The following is a 17,223-nucleotide window of genomic DNA, read 5'->3' as shown; positions in this document are numbered from 1 at the left end:
TAAGTACTTTAAAACAAATTTGGTAATGAGTATCGAGTGGATATCTAAGCTCCGCGACATCGTAGTTGATTCTTTAAACAAGTCTTGGCTTCCTTTTCCCATCGACGAGGGGCTTTGTGAGAGTTGGAAGAGGGGTCTTGAAAGCGCGAATTCTTCTACGGCTCTCTACACCTCATGTATGTACCACTTGGCTCCTGTAATTGAGAAGGCTGTGGAGAGCCTTGAGAAATACGGCGCGACTAGGGGTGGGCTGAGGAGTTCTCTTGCGGCTATTGCGGCCAAGACCTTTGGCGGGGTTTTGCTTAAGCCAGATAGAGCTGAGGTGGGACGAGCTGACGAGGTGTTAAAGAGAATCTACGGTCTACTGAGGAAAAGTGGCGTGGAGTTTAGACTGCTTGATAGAGAGATATATTCGGGGGCCCTCCTATATGAGCTTGGCCTTGTTGACGACTTCGCCGCATACGCTAGGAGGGTCGCGTTGTTTTTTAAAGAACGCGGCATAAAGAGGATAATCACGGTAGACCCCCACACCCATTACGTCCTTGAGAAGATATACCCCAAGTATGTAGATGGGTTTGACATAGAGGTTGTAAGCTATCTCGACCTGATAAAGCCAGGCGGAGTTACACTGAAGGGATTTGCCATACACGACTCCTGTCTATATGCGAGATTTCTCGGCAGATACGACGCCGTGCGAAAGCTGCTGGCGGCTGGAGAGCCGGTGGAGGATCCCTTTGTGACTGGGAGAGAGACCGCCCAGTGTTGTGGGGGGCCCGTCGAATCTCTCTTTCCAGATGTCGCGCGGAAGGTTGCCGAGACAAGAGTGAGAGAGCTCTCCCGTTTATCAAAGCGTGTTGTTTTACTATGTCCAATATGTTATGTAAATCTAAAGAGGGCTTCTGGAGGCGGGCTAGAGTTGTATTACCTTCCTGAAGTAGTACAGACATGAGAGACATGAAGGGGATTATAACAGAGGCTTCAAAATGTCAATTCTGTGGTTTTTGTGAATTTGCGTGCCCTACCTATAGAGTATTTAGGATGAGACATTTTGGACCTCGTGGCCGCATAAATATAGTAAAAAACTTTGATGGAAAAATTTCAGAAGAGGCTTATAGAGGAGTTATGACTTGTCTCGCTTGCGGAGCATGTGAAATACAATGCCCTGCCGAGATAAAGATTACAGAAGTTATTCACACATTTAAAACATTTCTTATTTCTCAAAGACTCTCTGAGGGTAGGGTATGAGTGTGACAGTAGATTTAGAGAAACGCTTAGGCAAAGAAAAAGTGATTAGAGATCCAGATATATTGCGTATATACGCCAGAGATCCCACCTTGTTGGAGTACCAACTTCCGTTAGCCGTGGTATATGCGGAATCTGTAAACGACGTCGTTGAAGTCGTTAAGTTTGCCATTGAGAATAAGTTATATATCACGCCTGTCTTCCACTCAACCTCTCTTTCCGGCAACGCCGCCACCACAGCGCAGAAAACCATAGTGCTTTCATCAGAGAAAATGAATAGAATTCTTGAGGTGTCAGAAGTGGACTGGCTAGCTACGGTCGAACCTGGGATAAGAATAGACGAGTTTAACCTAGAGCTGATGCGCTACGGTTTACAATGGCCGGTGGATCCTGCATCTTCTAAGACGGCCTCTGTAGGGGGCACTATAATTAACGGTGGCGGCGGCATGAGGGGGGCTAAATATGGCCCGGCTTCTCACTGGGTACTCGGACTAGAGGCGGTAATTGGCACTGGCGAAATTATCAGAGTCGGATGCCGCACAGTCAAATGTAGAGAGGGCTACGATATACTCCATTTGTTCGTGGGTAGCGAGGGGACTTTGGGGATTATAACCAAAGCAATGCTGAGACTGGCGCCTCTGCCAGAGTCTTTCGTGGGGGTCGTAGCCCAATTTGAAGACGTTGTCTCACTGGCGAAGGCCGTTGTTGAAAGCAGACGGAGAAGGCTGTGGCTATTAGTGGCGGAGTTTATGGATGACGACAGTTCTGAATTCGTGGGGCTTGAGCGAAAGTACACGCTTTGGCTCGGCATAGATGCCACAAAAGGGTCTGAAGATGTCATGTTAACGCGTCTTAGAGAAGTTATAGATAAAGTCGGCGGGAAAATAAGCGCCGAGGCGAGAGACTGGGGAACCTTCTTCAAACTACTGGGACCCCGCCGTCTGTTATATCCAGCGTCCGTCAAAAAAGCCATAGAACAATACGGCGGAGACGCTTTAGTACTTATAGGCGATGTGGCCGTGCCGTTTTCTAAGCTACCTGAAGCGTTACAGGAGATGAAACAAACCGCCAAGGATTACGGCATACCAACGATATTTGGCGGACACGTAGGCGATGGCAATATCCACCCTATACTGTGGTTTAATAAGTCAGATGAAATTCAGAAAAAGAAAGTCGCTGAGCTCTATGAAAGGTTTGACGAAATTGCACTAAGACATGAAGGTACTATAAGTGCAGAACACGGCATAGGGCTTCATAAGAAAGAGTTCCTGAAGAAAACGTATGAAGCAAAGAACTCGGCGGCCGTCCTCAGAATATTTAGAGAAATTAAACGCATATTTGATCCCTACGGCATATTTAACCCTGGCAAGATATTCGACTAAAAATTTATAAAATTCTATATTATCTTTACTATGGTAATAGAAATTAATAGAGAAGTATTAAAGAAATTTCCCGAGTTGTTTGGTGAAAAGATTGTAAATGGAAGAAAAGTTGTAGTCGAAGATTTAATAGAGAAACTTACGAGAGAATTCCGTTCTGATATCGATAGAGTCGTGAGAGCGAGAAGGGAGTGGCTTAATGATAGAAGACCTGTCCGTGAGAAAGCAACGTTTCCTCGTTGGGATGAGAAATTTGTAGACGCCGATGGAAACGTAAGAACATTTAGAGAAATTGTACAAGGCCTTATTGACAATTTCCTAGGTAGAGACACACCGCTGAGGTGGGGTCTCAACTGGAACACGCCTGTGCCAGACGATTTACATCCACTTAAAAACCCCGGGCTTGAGATAACAGGGCCTTGGTACCCCATGAGTAGAGCTATCCACCAAATTAACGCCGATGTCGCATCTATGATGGAAGACGAGGAAGACGCAAGTCCCGCGTGGTTCATTCCCTGGGGCTCTGGCAGATCTGTCGCGGCTGTGTGGGAAGCTAGGAGAATTGTAAAAAGGGTATTAGAGGGAGATATACCGACGCCGTATATAGAGGGGGGCAAGGCGTATTACGTTAAAAAGGAGAGATCTAAGTGGCCTACTCTAATTCACAGAATACCTGGGCTCCATATTTTAGACTTTGACATCAGAGTTGACGGGAGGCCGGTCCCCGCTGTTATTACATCTATTGTGATATACACCGTGAATAACTATGACCAGCTTAAAAAAGTAGGCTCTGGCGTCTATTTCTATGTCCCAAAGGTTCAAACACCAGACGAGGCGTTAGTCATAGAGAAAATTTTGAGACGTGTAGAAGATGAACTGGGGCTAAAGAGAGGCGAGATAAAAATTGCTATGCTGTATGAAGAGGCCAGAGCTGGGCTATATCTGCCGGTGATCTTCTGGATATGGAGAGAGAGACTTGTTAAAAGCAACAACGGCCGGTGGGACTACTTGGGCTCTCTTATTGAGATGTGGAAAGACGAAGCAGTGTACCCAGATCCTCAGAATATAACAATGACCCACCCCATTATGATGGCCTATCAGAAGTACAACGCGCTTCTCTGCCTAATGGCTGGTCTTGACAGAGAGGGAAAGCTCAACGCGGCGCCTGTCGGAGGGATGGCCGCGGTCATGCTATATAGGCCGGATGACCCATACCAGCGAAATAGGTATAACGCAAGGGCGTTAAGGGCCATATGGCTAGATAAGCTAAGGGAGAGACTAATCGGCTTGATTTTTGTTACAGAAGAGGCCGTTAGCAAAGTGACTCTCAAAGACATACTTGAAGGAAAGGTGAAGGGTAGGCTTTATGACTTATTCCGACAGAGCTGGGTGGCGACGCCTGAAGAGTCCTATGTAAAAGCTGGTAACGAGCCGCTTAAGGCAAGCCTGGAGGAGCTACAGGCAATGATAAACAGGCCTGTGAAATATGTAGAAGTCGATAGCGTTAAGATCCCAGCTGTAGACAGCGGATTGACAGAACAGGAGAGACAACTCTTCCAGAGACTTGGGCTTATAGACGAAAATGGTAATATCACTCCATGGGTAATACGGCCTGAGATGTTGGACAGTCCAGAGAAACTATTTAACAACGTGGAACTATGGGGAGGAAAAGACCTTTGGTCAGCTCTCTATGAGCCTCCTAAGGGCGATATTACAATTGAACATATACAGCACGCCTTCTATATGGCAGCTAACTACGGCTTCCAACTTCTAAATGGCAACTTAGCAGCTGCAATAGACGACTACGAACTGGGCCAGAGATTTATGAACGACTTAGCTACATATCGTATATTCTCCACCTGGCTTTGGACGCTCCTTAGACATAAAGCACGTATAACAAAAGATGGCGCATTAAAAGGGCCTGCTAAGACGCGACTCGGCGTTATACCGGCTGATGACAGAATTAAGATAAGTGCTGGAACCCAGTTCGACGAAGAACTCTTTGAAAAGCTCTGGGAGTTACATATGGAATGGACTTACGCCTTTTACGAAGACTTAGATAGAATATCTGCCGAGAGAATACTACTACGCTTTGTAGAAAACGTAAAGAATATACTTCACAACGCCTATAAGGCAGGGCCATTTAGATTCCAAACACCCATAGACACAGCCAGAAAAATCGCCGAGTTGTTTAAGGTAGAAGAGCTTGAGAAAGCAGTTATAGAAAACCAGCCTAGATTCGACAGATCCTTCGCCTCAGTCATTATGGATATCCTAAAGGTGAAGCTAACATCTCCGATGTATTTGCAACACGGCGGCCGTCTTATTATGGTGTTAGCTCCCCTACCTGATGAGGAGAGGAGCACTGTACTACGCGCTCTCTTCACTCCAAGAGAGGAGGTAGAGAAATTAGTTAAAGAGGGCAAACTAAAGTCCTACGTGCTTGAACTATACGATTATATACACGATATTCGATAAATCTAGCGATATTTTTTTAGGTATCTCATCTTTATTTCTTGTATTATCTTGGGTATGTCTATTTCCATGGGGCATACTTCTTTACAATTTCCCGCGTGGGCGCATTTTAGGGCGTGGGGGCCTGCCTCTTCTATGCCGCGTGTTATGGCAGTCCACATTACGCCCATGGGGCCTGTGTAAGGGGGTACGCCGAATTTCCCATCTAAAACACGATATATTGGACAGTGGAAATGACACCTCCCACATCTAATACAGAGGAGGGCCTCCCAGAGGACAGGGTCGCGGGCAGCCCTCCTACGGCCGTTATCCACAAGCACCACGTGAAACTCCCTAGGGCCTTGGGCAGGGGAGACGCGGTAGTTTTCGACGTCTGCTGTAGAACTTGGGCCGGCTGATACGTTGATATATGTCGGTGGATATATCCCGGCGTATGCCGCTTGTACATTTGCCAGAAGTAGGGCGTGTATCAGCGTTGGGACTATTTTCTCTACGCCGTCGTAGACGATGTGGACAGGCGGGACTGTAGATACTAGTCTGATATTCCCCTCGTTTTCCACAAGTACAACAGCCCCTGTGTCTGCCGCTAGGGCGTTGGCGCCTGTTATACCCACATCCGCCTTCAGTATTTTCTCTCGTAGAAACTCCCTCGCCCTTTGGGCAATCGCAACGGGGTCCGGCGCCACTGCTACGCCTAGTTTCTTCCTCAGAAGCTCGGCCGCAACCTCCCTAGTCATATGGATGGCGGGGGCGATGATGTGGCTTGGCTCGCCGTCGCTGAGTTGGACTAGGAACTCGCCGAGGTCTGTCTCCCAGACTTCGTTGCCCTCCTCCTCAAGCCGTTTTCTAAGCCTAGTCTCTATCGCCACGTTGTTCTTGCCCAACACCACAACCTTCCCCCTCCCCACTATCTTTACCACAGTCTCTCGCGCCTCCTCCGCCGTCTCCGCTAGATAAAACCTACCGCCCACCCTCTCCACAGACTTCCCAAACTCTTCAACATAACGATCTAAATTCCTCACCACCTCCTCCCTAACCCTCCTAACTTCTCTGGCGAGCTCCCTGACATGTCGATATCGTTCTAAAACAGCGTAGGTCTTAGGAACGCTGTGGTTATAGGCTCTGAGAAAGGCCTCGTCCCAACTCATATAGACAAGACACAGGTCATATATCTATAATTTTCTGTGGCCTCTTGGGGTTTCGAATCTGTTTACCAACCTCCCAAGGAGATGGGAGGCGGGGGGCCGTTCCAAACGGTGCATTAGCCGTATTCTCATTAAATTCCACGCCGCGAGTATTGTTATCTTTTGAAAAATGTTGTAAGAGGTATTGCTTTAATTTCGCTTCTCCTGGGGGCAAAACTATAGCAGAGGTTGCCAGTGTGGGGAGAAACGGCGACAGCCATAAGTCTCCTTTCGACTCCATGTGGGTATCTGATCTCCACCTCCGCCAGCCTGTAGCTGGCTGTGGTGAAGAGCTTTCCGGCGGCGATGTCGTAAAAACGGAGCGGTTTCTTCATCTCAATATTTGGGTGTGGTAGTATATCTACCTAATGTTTAATAACTTGTCCCGAGATCTCGCCATGGACGTCTGGTTTTTTGTGTACCACGTGGTGGTCTCCGTGTTAATCGCCGTGTTTGGGTTTGTGCTCGGGCGGCTGTTGCGGCTTCTGCTGGTGCGTCTACTGCTGAGACTTGGGTTTGACGACTGGTTTAGGAACTTTAACATTGGTAAGGCGCTACTGCGCTCTGGCTATACAGCGGGAGAGTTCTTCGGCTCCGTAACGGCTTGGCTTATCTACATCTTATCCATTCTGCTTGCGACAGCATATCTTTCTCTAAATCTCGGCAATACTGAGATATATAGTTTAATTATCATAGTGATAGGCGTCTACTTTTTTGGTTTTATTAAGTTCTTTATTATTTCGATACTGGGCTTTATACTTGTCGACGGTTTTGTTGAATATATATACAAGGGCGCCTTATCCAAAAGCGAAGTCGTAGGCCCCGTGGCGGAGTATATTAGGGTCATACTGTATCTCGTCGTCATAACCTTCGCCTTGGAGCAAGGCGGTATCAACGTGGCCACGTTAAGCGCTATGTTAACTCCCATCACCTGGGGTCTCACAGCTGCTGTAGTCGCTGTACTTGTGGCGGAGGCTTTAAAAAAGAGATGAACATCGCAGTTGTCGCGCCGCAGAGCTCTCACTGGGAAGATCTACACCGCGCTGCCTTGGTTTTAGTAAAGGCGCTTAAAAGACTGGGTCGCAAGACGTGGCTTGTAACTAGCGTATATCACGAGGGCCGACCCGTCGTAGACCCCCAGATTGTAGAAAAAAGCGAAAACGGATATGTGGAGATTGAGGCGGACGTGGCTGGGGTCCCCACGATTAGAGTCCTCAGCATGAAATCCCTTACTCCGCCCGGCGGCGTTGTTTTAAGAAGCTTTGGGAAAATCCTTAGCACTCTCCAGGAGAGGTATAGCCTGGATGTGGTCGTCGTCATAGCTAGCTTTTGGAACGGCCCCGAGGAGGTTGCTAGGTGGGTTTCTATAAGAAGATCGCTTGTCGAATTGGGAGAAGCTCCTAGAAGGCCCTTCTTTGTCTTCATACCTGCCTACTTCGTGAGATTTACAGCTCTTAGGCCTATCGACGCCGCGGCGAAGCTGATGTGGTCTATGCTTAATATGCCCTATATCCTGCGACAGGCAGATCTAGTTCTTGTCTGTTGCCAAGCGGAGGCCGAGGAGCTTAAACAATACGGCATATCGCCTGGCAAAGTCGTTGAGTCAAAAAGCTGGGTAGACCCAGATTTCATAGACGTGGAAGACGTCAAGAGGCCTAAGGCCGCCGAGGACTTCGACTTGTATGTGTCATACGTGGGGCCTTTAGATGAGGAAAGAAACGTCCAAGCGCTCATCAAAGTTGCAGAAAGACTTTCTCGCCTTGGCAATGTGGCTCTAGTGGCGGCGGGAGGCGGCGACGCGTTAGAAAAAGTGAAGAAAGAAGCGAAGAGGCGGAAAAACCTCGTCGTCGTTGAAAGCCCCGATTTAAAAACAGTCGCCTCCGTAATCAAGCATTCCTTCGTCGGCGTTGACTTCTCACGCTACGAGCCCATGGGAATAAGGGCTTTGGACTACCTATACATGGGCGTGCCGTATGCCACATCGCCTGCCTCTAGAGGAGCGTGGTATATCTCCAACGGCGTAGACGGCATCCAGCTGAGCAACCCCGATGACGTCGAGGGCTTCGTAAACTGGGTCTCCACGTTGATGAAAAGGCCTGAACTAAGGGACGAAATGGCTACTAGGGCTAGGAGGAGGGCCGAGGGCCTTACCGCTTTGAGACTTGCCGAGCTTCTGCTAAAAGCTGTCGAAGGACGCGCGCCTCGCCCGTAGCGCCCCCTCTGAGGCTCGGTTCTGCCCGCAGAGACGACATGACGACAGTCGCAGGCGAGGGTCGTCGGGGCTGGCGATGCCCTCAGAGAGCCGGGGTGTTAGCTCGTGGGAGGGAAATTCATTAAAAGTTAGCTAGCCGTTTCAACAACTCTCTTAGTTCTCGGTAAGATGGAAGATTGTATCTAGCTGTGGTTTCGCCTGCGCCTACCTTTATCGTGTATGTCTCTTCTGGCAAGGCTTTAAACATGTCCTCATCTGTGGCGTCGTCTCCTGCGGCTAGTACGAAATCGGGGGCGATTTTTTCCAGAAGTAGCTTAGCCGCTGCGCCTTTGTTTACGCCGGCTGGCCTAACTTCGACGACCTTGCTTCCGCGTATTACGCTGAAATCTGCACCGCCTAGGAGACTCTCTAGGGCTTCGATGAGTCTAGCCGCCATAGTTTCACCTAGCTCTGGCTCCACGTTTCTATAGTGCCAAGCTATTGCCGACTCCTTCTCCTCTATGTAGGACCCCGGAGTCGCCGCAACTACGTCCTCCATCACCTTTCTAACAGCGGTTTTCCAGCTTACGTCAAATGGGAAAAGTTGCGTCCAGTTTTTATCCACGTCTCTGATGAAAGCGCCGTGTTCGGCCACGAGATAGACGGGGAGGTCTCCGAACCAGCTCTCTAAAAACTCCTTGTTGCGGCCGCTGACGACCACGACACTGGTGTTTGGAACGTTGGATAGTGCCTTTAGGATGCCTAGCAGTTCTGGGTCTGGCACGGCTTGGTATGCGTAGGGGTAGTGCGGGACAAGCGTCCCATCGTAATCAAGCAACAGTAGCCTTCTGCTTGAGGCTCTGAACTTCGCCGCTATCTCCGCAGCCGTATTTTCATCGACCGGGGTCGGCGTCTTCGTGTAGGCCGCTTCGCGGTTTTCAGCATAGGCTAGAGCCGTTGCGTGTATAAGCTCGGCTGCCCATTTAACAACGTCGTGTTGGCTAAGCCTCTTCTGCATTGCCTTTATCCTCCTGCACTGCTCCTGGAGATCCATCTCCAGAGCCCTTGCGATGGCCTCTGCCACGCTGCTTTCGTCGTTGGGGTTTACTATAAGCGCCTCTAGAAGCTCGTGCGAGGCGCCCGCCGTCTCGCTGAGTATGAGAACCCCCGTACAGTTCCTCCTCGAAGCGACGTACTCCTTTGCCACTAAGTTCATGCCATCTCTAAGCGGCGTGATTAGGGCAACGTCGGCGATATTATAAAGCGCCAGAAGCGTCGGCGTGGGGATAAAACGCGATATATAGACGACGGGGGTCCAGTCCACCTCGCCGAGTTCGCCGTTTATACGCCCAACCTCTCTTTCTATCTCCCTCTTCATAGCTTCATACTGAGGCACGCCGACTCTCGATGGCACAACCACGAGCACAAAGACGGCCCTCCCCCGCCACTGTGGATGCTCCTTCAAGAAGCGTTCCCACGCTTTCAACCTGTTGAGAACTCCCTTGGTGTAGTCCAGCCGGTCAATAGAAAACACTATCTTCAGCCCACGCAACCTCTGTCTCAACTTGTCTATTTCCGCCGCAACCTCGGCCCTCTGGGATGAGTCGTGGAAGAAGGCGTAGTCGATGCCTATGGGATACGCCCCAACCCGCACCCTCCTCCGGCCGACGCGCACAATCCCGGACTCAGCTCTATATCCCAGAAACTTAGCCACAGCCCTCAGGAAGTTGCTCACATATTCATACGTGTGGAACCCCACCAGGTCGGCCGCCAGCACTCCCTCCAATAGCGTGTTTCTCCACGTCGGCGGCATTAGTTGGTAGATCTCGGCAGGCGGAAATGGAATGTGTAAGAAGAAGCCCACAGCCAGATCCGGCAAAAGCTGACGTAGAAATGCCGGCATGAGCATGAGGTGGTAGTCGTGAATCCACACGATATCGCCAGGTTTTGCTATCGACGCCACAGCCTCTGCATATTTCTTGTTCACTCTGACGTAGGTGTCCCAAAACCTCCTTTCAAAGACTGTATATACTGTAAAGCCGTGAAAAAGAGGCCAGAGAGTTGAGTTGCAGAACCCCTCGTAGAAGAGCTCCACCTCTTCCGCAGATAGCGACACCGGGATGAGCCCCCGCTCTCTAAGCTCTGATTCCACCTCGTCGGTCTCTAACTCTGCCTTAACCCCAGACCATCCCACCCACAGGACCTTTGTAAAGCCGAGCCCCCGTCCCCCCTCTGTCGCTCTTAGAAAGGAGTTTATGGCTGTGGCGAGACCTCCCACCGCCTCTCTAAACTCCACCTTCCCATCTCTATATACGACCGTAATGGGGAGACGGTTGGAGACAACGATGAGTTTCACATTACCACAGGGCAAAAATATATATGAAGGTTTCCCCTATGGCGTGTGAAATTTGAAAGGTTCGGGCCCCTCTCTTCCGCCTTCTACAGTTTGTTGGTGTCTCTAGGCGTGTTTGAATGGGCATATGGCGCCACCTACAAGGCGGTGGAGAGGTTGGTACCTCATGGCGGCCGGGTGCTAGAGGTGGGGCCTGGCGTCGGAGTCCTCCTTAGGAAGCTGTCTAGCGCCGGCTACGACGCCGTGGGGATAGACGCCTCTCCTGACATGCTTAAGAGGTCCCGAGCCAAGTCAGTAAGTGTAGCAGGTGTGAGCTTTTTCCTCCCCTTTAGGGACGAGGTCTTTAACGCCGCAGTGGCGCTCTTTACTCTACACCACTGGGGCGAGCACGGCCCCTCTCTACGCGAGGTTAAGAGAGTGCTAAAGCCCGGCGGTTTCTTCATCGTGGTGGAGACAGACCAAGCGAGGCTCCCCCTCGTGGGGAGCCATGGTTGCACCATCCGCTGTCTGCAGGATGTGCTTAGCGCAGAGTTCGAAGTTTTTATAGAGAGGAGATTCCCCCTACTATTGGCTTTCGCCAAAAAGCCTAGATCTTAAAATATGGACTAGTCTAGAGGCGGAGAGCCACTTTTCTATCGGTATCTTCATGAGGGTAGATGCGGCGTAGAGCGCGTCTTCAAGCGTGTCGAAACGGGCTGGCTCGCTACGGAGGGCCTCCCGCACGTTTTCTCTTACCCACCACACGCCGACGGGAGTTGTAAATCCTGTATATACTTCTCTCCACGCCACCACCGCCGCCTGTCTCCTCATGCGGTACAGCGCCTCAGCTACAGCAAGCCTAGCTGCGTAGTAACAACCGCCGATCTCCGGGTAGTCGTCTCTGCCACGATACAGCTCGTAATCTGTCTCAACTGCGAGGCCAGGCCCGGGGTTCCACACGGTGCCTGGCTCAAAGGCCTCTCCCCATTCATAAGCCCACCTCGAGGGGGCCAGTATCACGAGGAAAAGGTTGCCGGGGGCTCTCCTCAGGTAGAGGTAGTAGCCGTCCACCGTGTCGAACTCTTTGATCTTCTCCACTAGGTGGTCAGACACTATCTTGTCCACCGCCGTGATGGCCCACCTCGTCGGCACGAGCCTCCTCCGCCGCCGGGTTCCCAGGGCCCCGACGCTGAGGGCTCTAGATATGTAGCCCATGTCAAACCCCGACCTGTACAGCGTCAAAACCGCCTCTCTGGCGTCTAGGTCGAAATCGCTGTATGCCTTCTCGGCTGACTTCGGCAACTTCGGCGATCCCTCTGTTTTAAATTCGGCGAGAGGCGCGGCGGGCCCCATTGGCGGGGCGTACTCACTTAAATATACCCCCCTCGGCTCTCTTCTAAAACGTAGATCGACATCTACAGGTCTCTCGGAGAGGGCGATCAGCTGGATCTCCTGAAGAGACCTCGGAGGGTCAGCCGCGTTGTCTACGCGGATCTCCAAGCCGCCCCGATATAGGGAGAGACGCATGGCGATGAACTTTTCCAGAGGGATCTCAAGCCACCTCCTTGGGTCTTCATATAGCGAGGTGTCCCCGAGCTCGGGCGGGGCGGAGGGGTAGATCCTAACTTTTGGATATCCAACTCTCCCAACAAAGACAGACGGCGGGCTTGAGCCAGATAGCTCTCTCGAAATTTTTATCCTAAAAGGCGCCGCTAGCTGTCTTACAAGAAGAGGGCAGTAAGACAAGCCACAGAGGTATCTACCCCCTCTGCACTTTATACAGAGCTCTGGCTTCACAAATTACTCTACTACGAAAATTAATAACGACTATTTCTTTGCTAAATTGAGCATATATTTATGCACCACAGTAGTAGATAGCTCAGGGTGGAAGGCCGTGGCCACCATGTGGCCTTGGAAGGCGGCAGCGTATATCTGGCCTAACTCCGGGTGTTTGAGGGGGGCGGCTAGTCTTGCATCTCCCCAAGCCTTTATAAAAGCTGGAGCTCTTATAAAGACGGCTCTCACAGTCCCAAGTTCTCCCACTTGTAAATCCACTTCGAAAGACTCCCTCTGTCGGCCAAAGGCATTTCTAACAACGGCTATGTCCATAAGCCCAAGAATCGGCTGTTTAGTCTCGCCGACTACCGAATCTCTCACCTCCTTGGCGAGGAAAATCGCGCCGGCGCAAGTGCCCAGAGTCGGGAGCCCCTCCTTGATGGCATCTCTGAGGGCGTCTAGGAGGCCGGTCCTCTTGGCAAGGGCTCCTATTGTCGTCGACTCGCCTCCAGGTATAGCCAAAGTTGCGATTTCCTTGAGGTCCTGCGGCTTTTTTACCTGTATCACCTCTATAGATATACCCAGCTCTTGAGCCGCCTTCTTAAAGGCTTGTATATGCTCCTCTACGTCGCCCTGGAGGGCTAAGACACCTGCCTTCATACTCCTCTTACTTGGAGGAGTTCCTCGGGCTTCAGCGTTTTGATGTCTATGCCCATCATGGCGCTTTTCTCGCTGACCATCCTCTGGGCCTCCACCACCTTCTCCGGGTCGTCCCAGTAGGCTGTCGCCAGCACGATGGCCTCCGCCCTTTCTCTGGGGTCTTGACTTTTGAATATGCCGCTACCGACGAATATCCCGTCTGCCCCGAGCCACATCATCAACGCAGCGTCTGCCGGCGTCGCTATTCCGCCGGCGGCGAAGGTCACCACGGGGAGTCTCCCGAGCCTCGCCGTGAGGGCTGTCAGCTCTATTGGGGCTTGGCACCTCCTGGCGTAGTCCCTGATCTTCTCCTCGTCCCCGGCTCTCAGCGCGGCCGACAGCTCCTCTATTGCCCCGTATAGAGCCTTGAAGTGTTTCACGGCCTCGCTTACGTTGCCCGTCCCCGCCTCGCCCTTGGACCTAATCATTGAGGCGCCCTCGGATATCCTCCTCAGCGCCTCGCACAGCTCGCGGCACCCGTTGACGAAGGGCACCGCGAAGGCCCACTTGTTTATGTGATGTTGTTCGTCCACAGGCGTGAGGACCTCTGACTCGTCTATGAGGTCCACCCCAATCTCCTGTAGGATCACGGCCTCGTAGTAGTGGCCGATCCTCACCTTAGCCGAGACCGGGATGGTGATGTGGCTCATGACCTCCTCTATCACCTTCACGTCTGCCATCCTGGCGACGCCCCCGGCCTTTCTCACGTCGTAGGGAAGCTTGTCCAATACCATGACGCCCACGGCGCCCGCCTCTTCTGCTATTTGTGCTTGTTCGACGTTGGTGACGTCCATGATGACTCCCCGCCTGAGCATCGCCGGGAGGCCTATCTTAACTCTGACAGTCCCCACCTCGGCCTCGGGGAGAGGCTTGGGCCAGGTCACCCCCGCCTCCCTAAGCCTATCTCTCACCTCGGCAAGGCCGTAGAAGAAGTCCCTGATCTTCTCCAGCTGGGTGTACACCTCTCCGATCATAAGTCACATATTACCTCTCCATAATAAATTTTTCTAGTAGCCGTCTCCGCGTCGCGACTCTCTTCACCGCCCCTCCCTCCATGTAACTCTCAATTGTGGAGTACAGTGCCCGTTCCAACCGCTTTCCAACCGGCTTCTGGAGACTCTCTCCATAAAAATGGGGGAAATTTCGAGAACTTTTTCTATGGGGAGCTATTTTGTTTCGCCTTTGTTTTCAGATTTCTTTTTCTTACAGGGCATGTCTTCTCTGGGAAGTAGATAATTAAATTTATGTGTATAATCCCGAAGTAATATCTACTTCGTCATGGTATAACTTCTGTGGAATCTAAAAGAGGGTCGTATTCTAACCGCTCCTCCTCTACTACCCCGGCGTTGACAAGTCTCTTCAGCCGGGGGCCTCCTCTTCCAATATTTTAATCGTCTTTTTCGTTACCATACATACTGCATCAAAGCCCTCCTCGCCCCAGTAGTTCTCATAGTGAGTATAAAGACAACGGCCGCCGCAGACGTGTCTATATTCGCAGAAGAAACACTTGTCCTTTAGGCGTGGCGCCACGCCGTTGAGCCCAGTCTTTATGTGGCCGGCGGTAGCCCACTTTTCCGAAACTGCAATGGGGCAGTGGAGAATCCTCCCATCTGTATTTATGGCAAAAACGCTGTGTTTATGGCAAAGGCGTACCGTGCCCCCTTCCAAAGAGCGGCGCCCGGCCCTCCTCCGGGGGCTCGGGGCCCGTCTCCGCCAGACGCCCTTAACGGGCGGGGCGGAGGCGAGAGGGGCACGGCCGTGCCCGTGTGTACGGGCGCAACAGATCGGCCGTGCCCCCAGGGCCGGGGAAATTGGCTCATGGAAGAGGAAAACTTACGAGGTTAAAAGTTTGATGGGCGAAAAAACAGGTTGTTTTATCTTCTGGAGGATTTCCCAGTACCTCCTCTTGGCCCAGAGTAGCGGGATGTTGTCGCGTGTATCGCTGAAGCCACAGGAGGGGCAACGCATTATGCGCTTTCTTTCCTCCACCATCTTCGCACCACACCTTGGACACTTTGTACTATAGAGACGCACCTCCATATACGGCAGCCCGTACCATTGCGCTAGCGCTTGTAGGCGCTTCCTCAGCTGGCCAAGCCCGTCGTAGAGGTGTTTCCTATCGCCGCTTTCGCCACTCTGCTTCCTCGCCGAATACGTCTTCTCCTCTATCGTATCCACCACGACGGCGGCGTTGTTCTGTCTGGCGAGCTCGATTATCTCCTTTGCGATCCGCGCTACGACGTCGCGGATCTTCCTATACCGTTTGGACTTGAGACGATTAACTTTGTCCTCAAGCTGACCCCTTCTAGCGGGATCCGCCTCTTTGGCGGCCCGCTCCTCAAGGCGACTTATCTCTTCGTGGAGTTTTCTCAGCTTCCTCACCGCGCGTTCGTCGGGTAGCCTCTTCCGCTTGACAATCTTGCCGTCTTTTACAACACCCACCATTATGCCGTGATCCAACCTGTTTACATCAACAACTACAATACCTCTGGGCTCTACTGGCGTCACCTCTCTGGCGAAGACAAGAGCAACGTAGAGTCTTCCATAGGTCGGCTTCTCACCATTTCTCTTTTCAACGCCAAGAAACGCCAACTTGAGTCTGGCGCCCTCCTCCAACCTTCGCCTAATCCAAGAGATGTCGCTCTTTTTCAACTCGACGGCGAAAGGCGGTATGCCGAGCTTACGCACTCTAACGACGCCACTCTTTAGGTCGACAAAGACCGCCGTACTCACGTCTCTCTCGTTTTCGGCCCTCAGTTGGACGTCGAGGGGGATTGCCCGGTAGAACGCCACGTCGCGCCAGAGAAACTTGGAATATCTCACAAGAGCCCTCCCAAGCCCGTACCTGGGAAAGGTCTCTTCAATGATCTTGCACGCCAACTCCCGCTTCTCGGGAGTAAGCAGGCGGTCTAGCTCCTCCGTAGTTAGCTTCGGCTCCTCTTGCCCCGTCAACTCCTTAAGCAGTCTCTTTACATATTCCCCGACGGCTAAATACATACGCGTCACTAGGTCTAAGACGTCTGGCCGCTCTTCGATGAGTTTCCAGGGGATTTCTATCCTCAGCGTTCTGTATGCGTACATGGCCTTGTATGTGGAGTGGCTGAAATCTCTGTTGGTTATAAAAGGCGCATGGGGGCAGGCCAAAAGTTTTACAAGACAAACCCACGGCGCCGACGTTGAGAGACGCGTGCCGGCCATGTTGTTGACCTCCGCCGCCACTAGGGCTGTTGCCGTCGCTAGCAACGTGTTGACACCCGCCGGCGTCATACGCCGCCCCTCGCGTTGTTCATACCAGTGCCGATAATTGCAATGTTGGCGGCGCTTATGGTGAAAACCACAATAGAACAAACTCGTTTTTAACCCACCCACACCTCTAACGTAGTCCTTTCACAATTTCAACTCCCTCGGTTCACCTGCCTTACGTCGTCGCTGTCAGGCAGGTGAGTCGAAATAGTTGAAAGGGCGTCTCTGGCTTTTTCGCGCATGTGGCGGGGGAGGTGTGAAGCTACCGCATACATTGCAGACGCCGCCTGGCGGATATTGATCGCGGCTTCCCCGTTTACCCAGCGACAGCTTCCCCAAGACCGGCGCCCTACCCGCCCACAACGGAGTCTCAACACCTAGCTTTTCTCCCCCACGCCCTTTACGCATATGAGCCAAGCCTACCGAACACTGAAGATCAGAATCCCCTGGCGCCTCGTCGAGGAACGGCCGGACGTCCTTGACCTTGTGACAAGAATGCACTTGGCCGTTGAGGAGTACGTCAGAAGGTTGTTGAAAGAGGTTACGGGGCAGGAGGAGCCCAGACTCACGACGGAGAAGCTAGACAGACTTCTCACGCAAACAAGCAATAGTTTGCGTGTTAGGTTATCGAGTTCGCTCGCGAGACAGCGTTGGTGGAGCCAAAGGCCGTTGTTACCATTGACATAAACCGTCTCGATCGCG

Annotated in this window: 16 protein-coding genes and 2 pseudogenes; 9 read left to right on the top strand and 9 right to left on the bottom strand. The window is 51.8% G+C overall.

Going from position 1 to position 17,223, the window contains the following annotated elements:
• The first annotated feature begins 25 nt into the window (after positions 1 to 25).
• From PISL_RS06915 to PISL_RS06900, 4 genes are read left to right on the top strand one after another with little or no spacing between them, the layout of a single operon-like run.
• Positions 26 to 949: a heterodisulfide reductase-related iron-sulfur binding cluster gene (locus tag PISL_RS06915; protein ID WP_011763084.1), complete on the top strand. Its 924-nt coding sequence runs from the start codon at positions 26 to 28 to the stop codon at positions 947 to 949.
• Positions 946 to 1,245 carry a 4Fe-4S dicluster domain-containing protein gene (locus PISL_RS06910; RefSeq protein WP_011763083.1) on the top strand — a complete coding sequence of 100 codons (300 nt, stop codon included), beginning with the start codon at positions 946 to 948 and terminating at the stop codon, positions 1,243 to 1,245. The genes PISL_RS06915 and PISL_RS06910 overlap by 4 nt, the downstream gene beginning before the upstream one ends.
• A complete protein-coding gene (locus tag PISL_RS06905) occupies positions 1,242 to 2,624 on the top strand; it encodes an FAD-binding oxidoreductase (protein WP_011763082.1) in 1,383 nt (460 codons plus the stop codon). Before PISL_RS06910 ends, PISL_RS06905 begins: the two co-directional genes overlap by 4 nt.
• 30 nt (positions 2,625 to 2,654) lie before the next feature.
• Entirely contained in the window at positions 2,655 to 5,099 is a 2,445-nt protein-coding gene (locus PISL_RS06900) for an aldolase/citrate lyase/malate synthase family protein (protein ID WP_011763081.1), read from the top strand.
• Positions 5,100 to 5,101: 2 nt separating this feature from the next.
• On the opposite strand, the gene PISL_RS06895 is transcribed toward PISL_RS06900, so the two are convergent.
• The 3 genes from PISL_RS06895 to PISL_RS06890 are packed head-to-tail and all read right to left on the bottom strand — an operon-like array spanning position 5,102 to position 6,615.
• On the bottom strand, positions 5,102 to 6,244 hold the full coding sequence (locus PISL_RS06895; protein ID WP_011763080.1) for an LUD domain-containing protein: 1,143 nt from the start codon (positions 6,242 to 6,244) through the stop codon (positions 5,102 to 5,104).
• 16 nt (positions 6,245 to 6,260) lie between these two features.
• A complete protein-coding gene (locus PISL_RS11550) occupies positions 6,261 to 6,383 on the bottom strand; it encodes a hypothetical protein (protein WP_280531756.1) in 123 nt (40 codons plus the stop codon).
• A gap of 13 nt (positions 6,384 to 6,396) precedes the next feature.
• Entirely contained in the window at positions 6,397 to 6,615 is a 219-nt protein-coding gene (locus tag PISL_RS06890; protein WP_053240401.1) for a hypothetical protein, read from the bottom strand.
• A gap of 63 nt (positions 6,616 to 6,678) precedes the next feature.
• Here PISL_RS06890 and PISL_RS06885 point away from each other — a divergent pair, with 63 nt between their 5' ends.
• Together PISL_RS06885 and PISL_RS06880 are read left to right on the top strand one after the other, a co-directional pair.
• A complete protein-coding gene (locus PISL_RS06885) occupies positions 6,679 to 7,272 on the top strand; it encodes a mechanosensitive ion channel family protein (RefSeq protein WP_053240400.1) in 594 nt (197 codons plus the stop codon).
• Positions 7,269 to 8,492: a glycosyltransferase gene (locus PISL_RS06880; protein ID WP_011763078.1), complete on the top strand. Its 1,224-nt coding sequence runs from the start codon at positions 7,269 to 7,271 to the stop codon at positions 8,490 to 8,492. Before PISL_RS06885 ends, PISL_RS06880 begins: the two co-directional genes overlap by 4 nt.
• Before the next feature lie 121 nt (positions 8,493 to 8,613).
• Here the strand turns inward: PISL_RS06880 and PISL_RS06875 are convergent, their stop codons facing one another.
• Positions 8,614 to 10,827 (bottom strand): bifunctional alpha,alpha-trehalose-phosphate synthase (UDP-forming)/trehalose-phosphatase, encoded by a 2,214-nt coding sequence (locus tag PISL_RS06875; protein ID WP_011763077.1) that lies wholly within the window; start codon positions 10,825 to 10,827, stop codon positions 8,614 to 8,616.
• Positions 10,828 to 10,872: 45 nt separating this feature from the next.
• Between PISL_RS06875 and PISL_RS06870 the strand changes: the two genes are divergently transcribed.
• On the top strand, positions 10,873 to 11,421 hold the full coding sequence (locus PISL_RS06870) for a class I SAM-dependent methyltransferase (RefSeq protein ID WP_011763076.1): 549 nt from the start codon (positions 10,873 to 10,875) through the stop codon (positions 11,419 to 11,421).
• Here PISL_RS06870 and PISL_RS06865 read toward each other — a convergent pair.
• The 5 genes and pseudogenes from PISL_RS06865 to PISL_RS06845 all read right to left on the bottom strand — a co-directional run bounded on the left by PISL_RS06865 (position 11,389) and on the right by PISL_RS06845 (position 16,359).
• The gene (locus PISL_RS06865) at positions 11,389 to 12,600 is read right to left on the bottom strand and encodes an Nre family DNA repair protein (RefSeq protein ID WP_011763075.1); all 1,212 of its coding nucleotides are present in this window, start codon (positions 12,598 to 12,600) and stop codon (positions 11,389 to 11,391) included. The two genes, PISL_RS06870 and PISL_RS06865, sit on opposite strands and share 33 nt — an antisense overlap.
• Before the next feature lie 30 nt (positions 12,601 to 12,630).
• Positions 12,631 to 13,239 carry a pyridoxal 5'-phosphate synthase glutaminase subunit PdxT gene (gene pdxT, locus PISL_RS06860; RefSeq protein ID WP_011763074.1) on the bottom strand — a complete coding sequence of 203 codons (609 nt, stop codon included), beginning with the start codon at positions 13,237 to 13,239 and terminating at the stop codon, positions 12,631 to 12,633.
• Positions 13,236 to 14,252, bottom strand: a complete 1,017-nt coding sequence (gene pdxS / locus PISL_RS06855) for a pyridoxal 5'-phosphate synthase lyase subunit PdxS (protein ID WP_011763073.1) — start codon at positions 14,250 to 14,252, stop codon at positions 13,236 to 13,238. The genes pdxT and pdxS overlap by 4 nt, the downstream gene beginning before the upstream one ends.
• A gap of 302 nt (positions 14,253 to 14,554) precedes the next feature.
• A pseudogene (locus tag PISL_RS10900) lies at positions 14,555 to 14,904 on the bottom strand (putative peptide-modifying radical SAM/SPASM domain-containing protein); the annotation flags it as partial.
• Between the two features lie 207 nt (positions 14,905 to 15,111).
• Complete coding sequence (locus PISL_RS06845) at positions 15,112 to 16,359, bottom strand: zinc ribbon domain-containing protein (RefSeq protein WP_053240560.1); 1,248 nt, start codon at positions 16,357 to 16,359, stop codon at positions 15,112 to 15,114.
• 10 nt (positions 16,360 to 16,369) lie between these two features.
• On the opposite strand from PISL_RS06845, the gene PISL_RS10895 reads away from it, so the two are divergent.
• The gene (locus PISL_RS10895; protein WP_167827645.1) at positions 16,370 to 16,582 is read left to right on the top strand and encodes a hypothetical protein; all 213 of its coding nucleotides are present in this window, start codon (positions 16,370 to 16,372) and stop codon (positions 16,580 to 16,582) included.
• A gap of 347 nt (positions 16,583 to 16,929) precedes the next feature.
• Positions 16,930 to 17,148: pseudogene (locus PISL_RS10890) on the top strand (zinc ribbon domain-containing protein); the annotation flags it as partial.
• Between the last annotated feature and the right edge of the window lie 75 nt (positions 17,149 to 17,223).

The organism is Pyrobaculum islandicum DSM 4184 (assembly GCF_000015205.1).
In the GTDB taxonomy this organism is placed as follows: Archaea; Thermoproteota; Thermoprotei; order Thermoproteales; family Thermoproteaceae; genus Pyrobaculum; species Pyrobaculum islandicum.
This window is presented reverse-complemented; position numbering and strand designations above follow the sequence as displayed.

What these genes read in the sequence shown, in the direction of transcription:
- PISL_RS06915 (WP_011763084.1), top strand. Translation starts at nt 26, where the DNA reads ATGAGTATCGAGTGGATATCTAAGCTCCGCGACATCGTAGTTGATTCT.
- PISL_RS06910 (WP_011763083.1), top strand. Translation starts at nt 946, where the DNA reads ATGAGAGACATGAAGGGGATTATAACAGAGGCTTCAAAATGTCAATTC.
- PISL_RS06905 (WP_011763082.1), top strand. Translation starts at nt 1,242, where the DNA reads ATGAGTGTGACAGTAGATTTAGAGAAACGCTTAGGCAAAGAAAAAGTG.
- PISL_RS06900 (WP_011763081.1), top strand. Translation starts at nt 2,655, where the DNA reads ATGGTAATAGAAATTAATAGAGAAGTATTAAAGAAATTTCCCGAGTTG.
- PISL_RS06895 (WP_011763080.1), bottom strand. Translation starts at nt 6,244, where the DNA reads ATGAGTTGGGACGAGGCCTTTCTCAGAGCCTATAACCACAGCGTTCCT.
- PISL_RS06890 (WP_053240401.1), bottom strand. Translation starts at nt 6,615, where the DNA reads ATGAAGAAACCGCTCCGTTTTTACGACATCGCCGCCGGAAAGCTCTTC.
- PISL_RS06885 (WP_053240400.1), top strand. Translation starts at nt 6,679, where the DNA reads ATGGACGTCTGGTTTTTTGTGTACCACGTGGTGGTCTCCGTGTTAATC.
- PISL_RS06880 (WP_011763078.1), top strand. Translation starts at nt 7,269, where the DNA reads ATGAACATCGCAGTTGTCGCGCCGCAGAGCTCTCACTGGGAAGATCTA.
- pdxT (WP_011763074.1), bottom strand. Translation starts at nt 13,239, where the DNA reads ATGAAGGCAGGTGTCTTAGCCCTCCAGGGCGACGTAGAGGAGCATATA.
- pdxS (WP_011763073.1), bottom strand. Translation starts at nt 14,252, where the DNA reads ATGATCGGAGAGGTGTACACCCAGCTGGAGAAGATCAGGGACTTCTTC.
- PISL_RS06845 (WP_053240560.1), bottom strand. Translation starts at nt 16,359, where the DNA reads ATGTACGCATACAGAACGCTGAGGATAGAAATCCCCTGGAAACTCATC.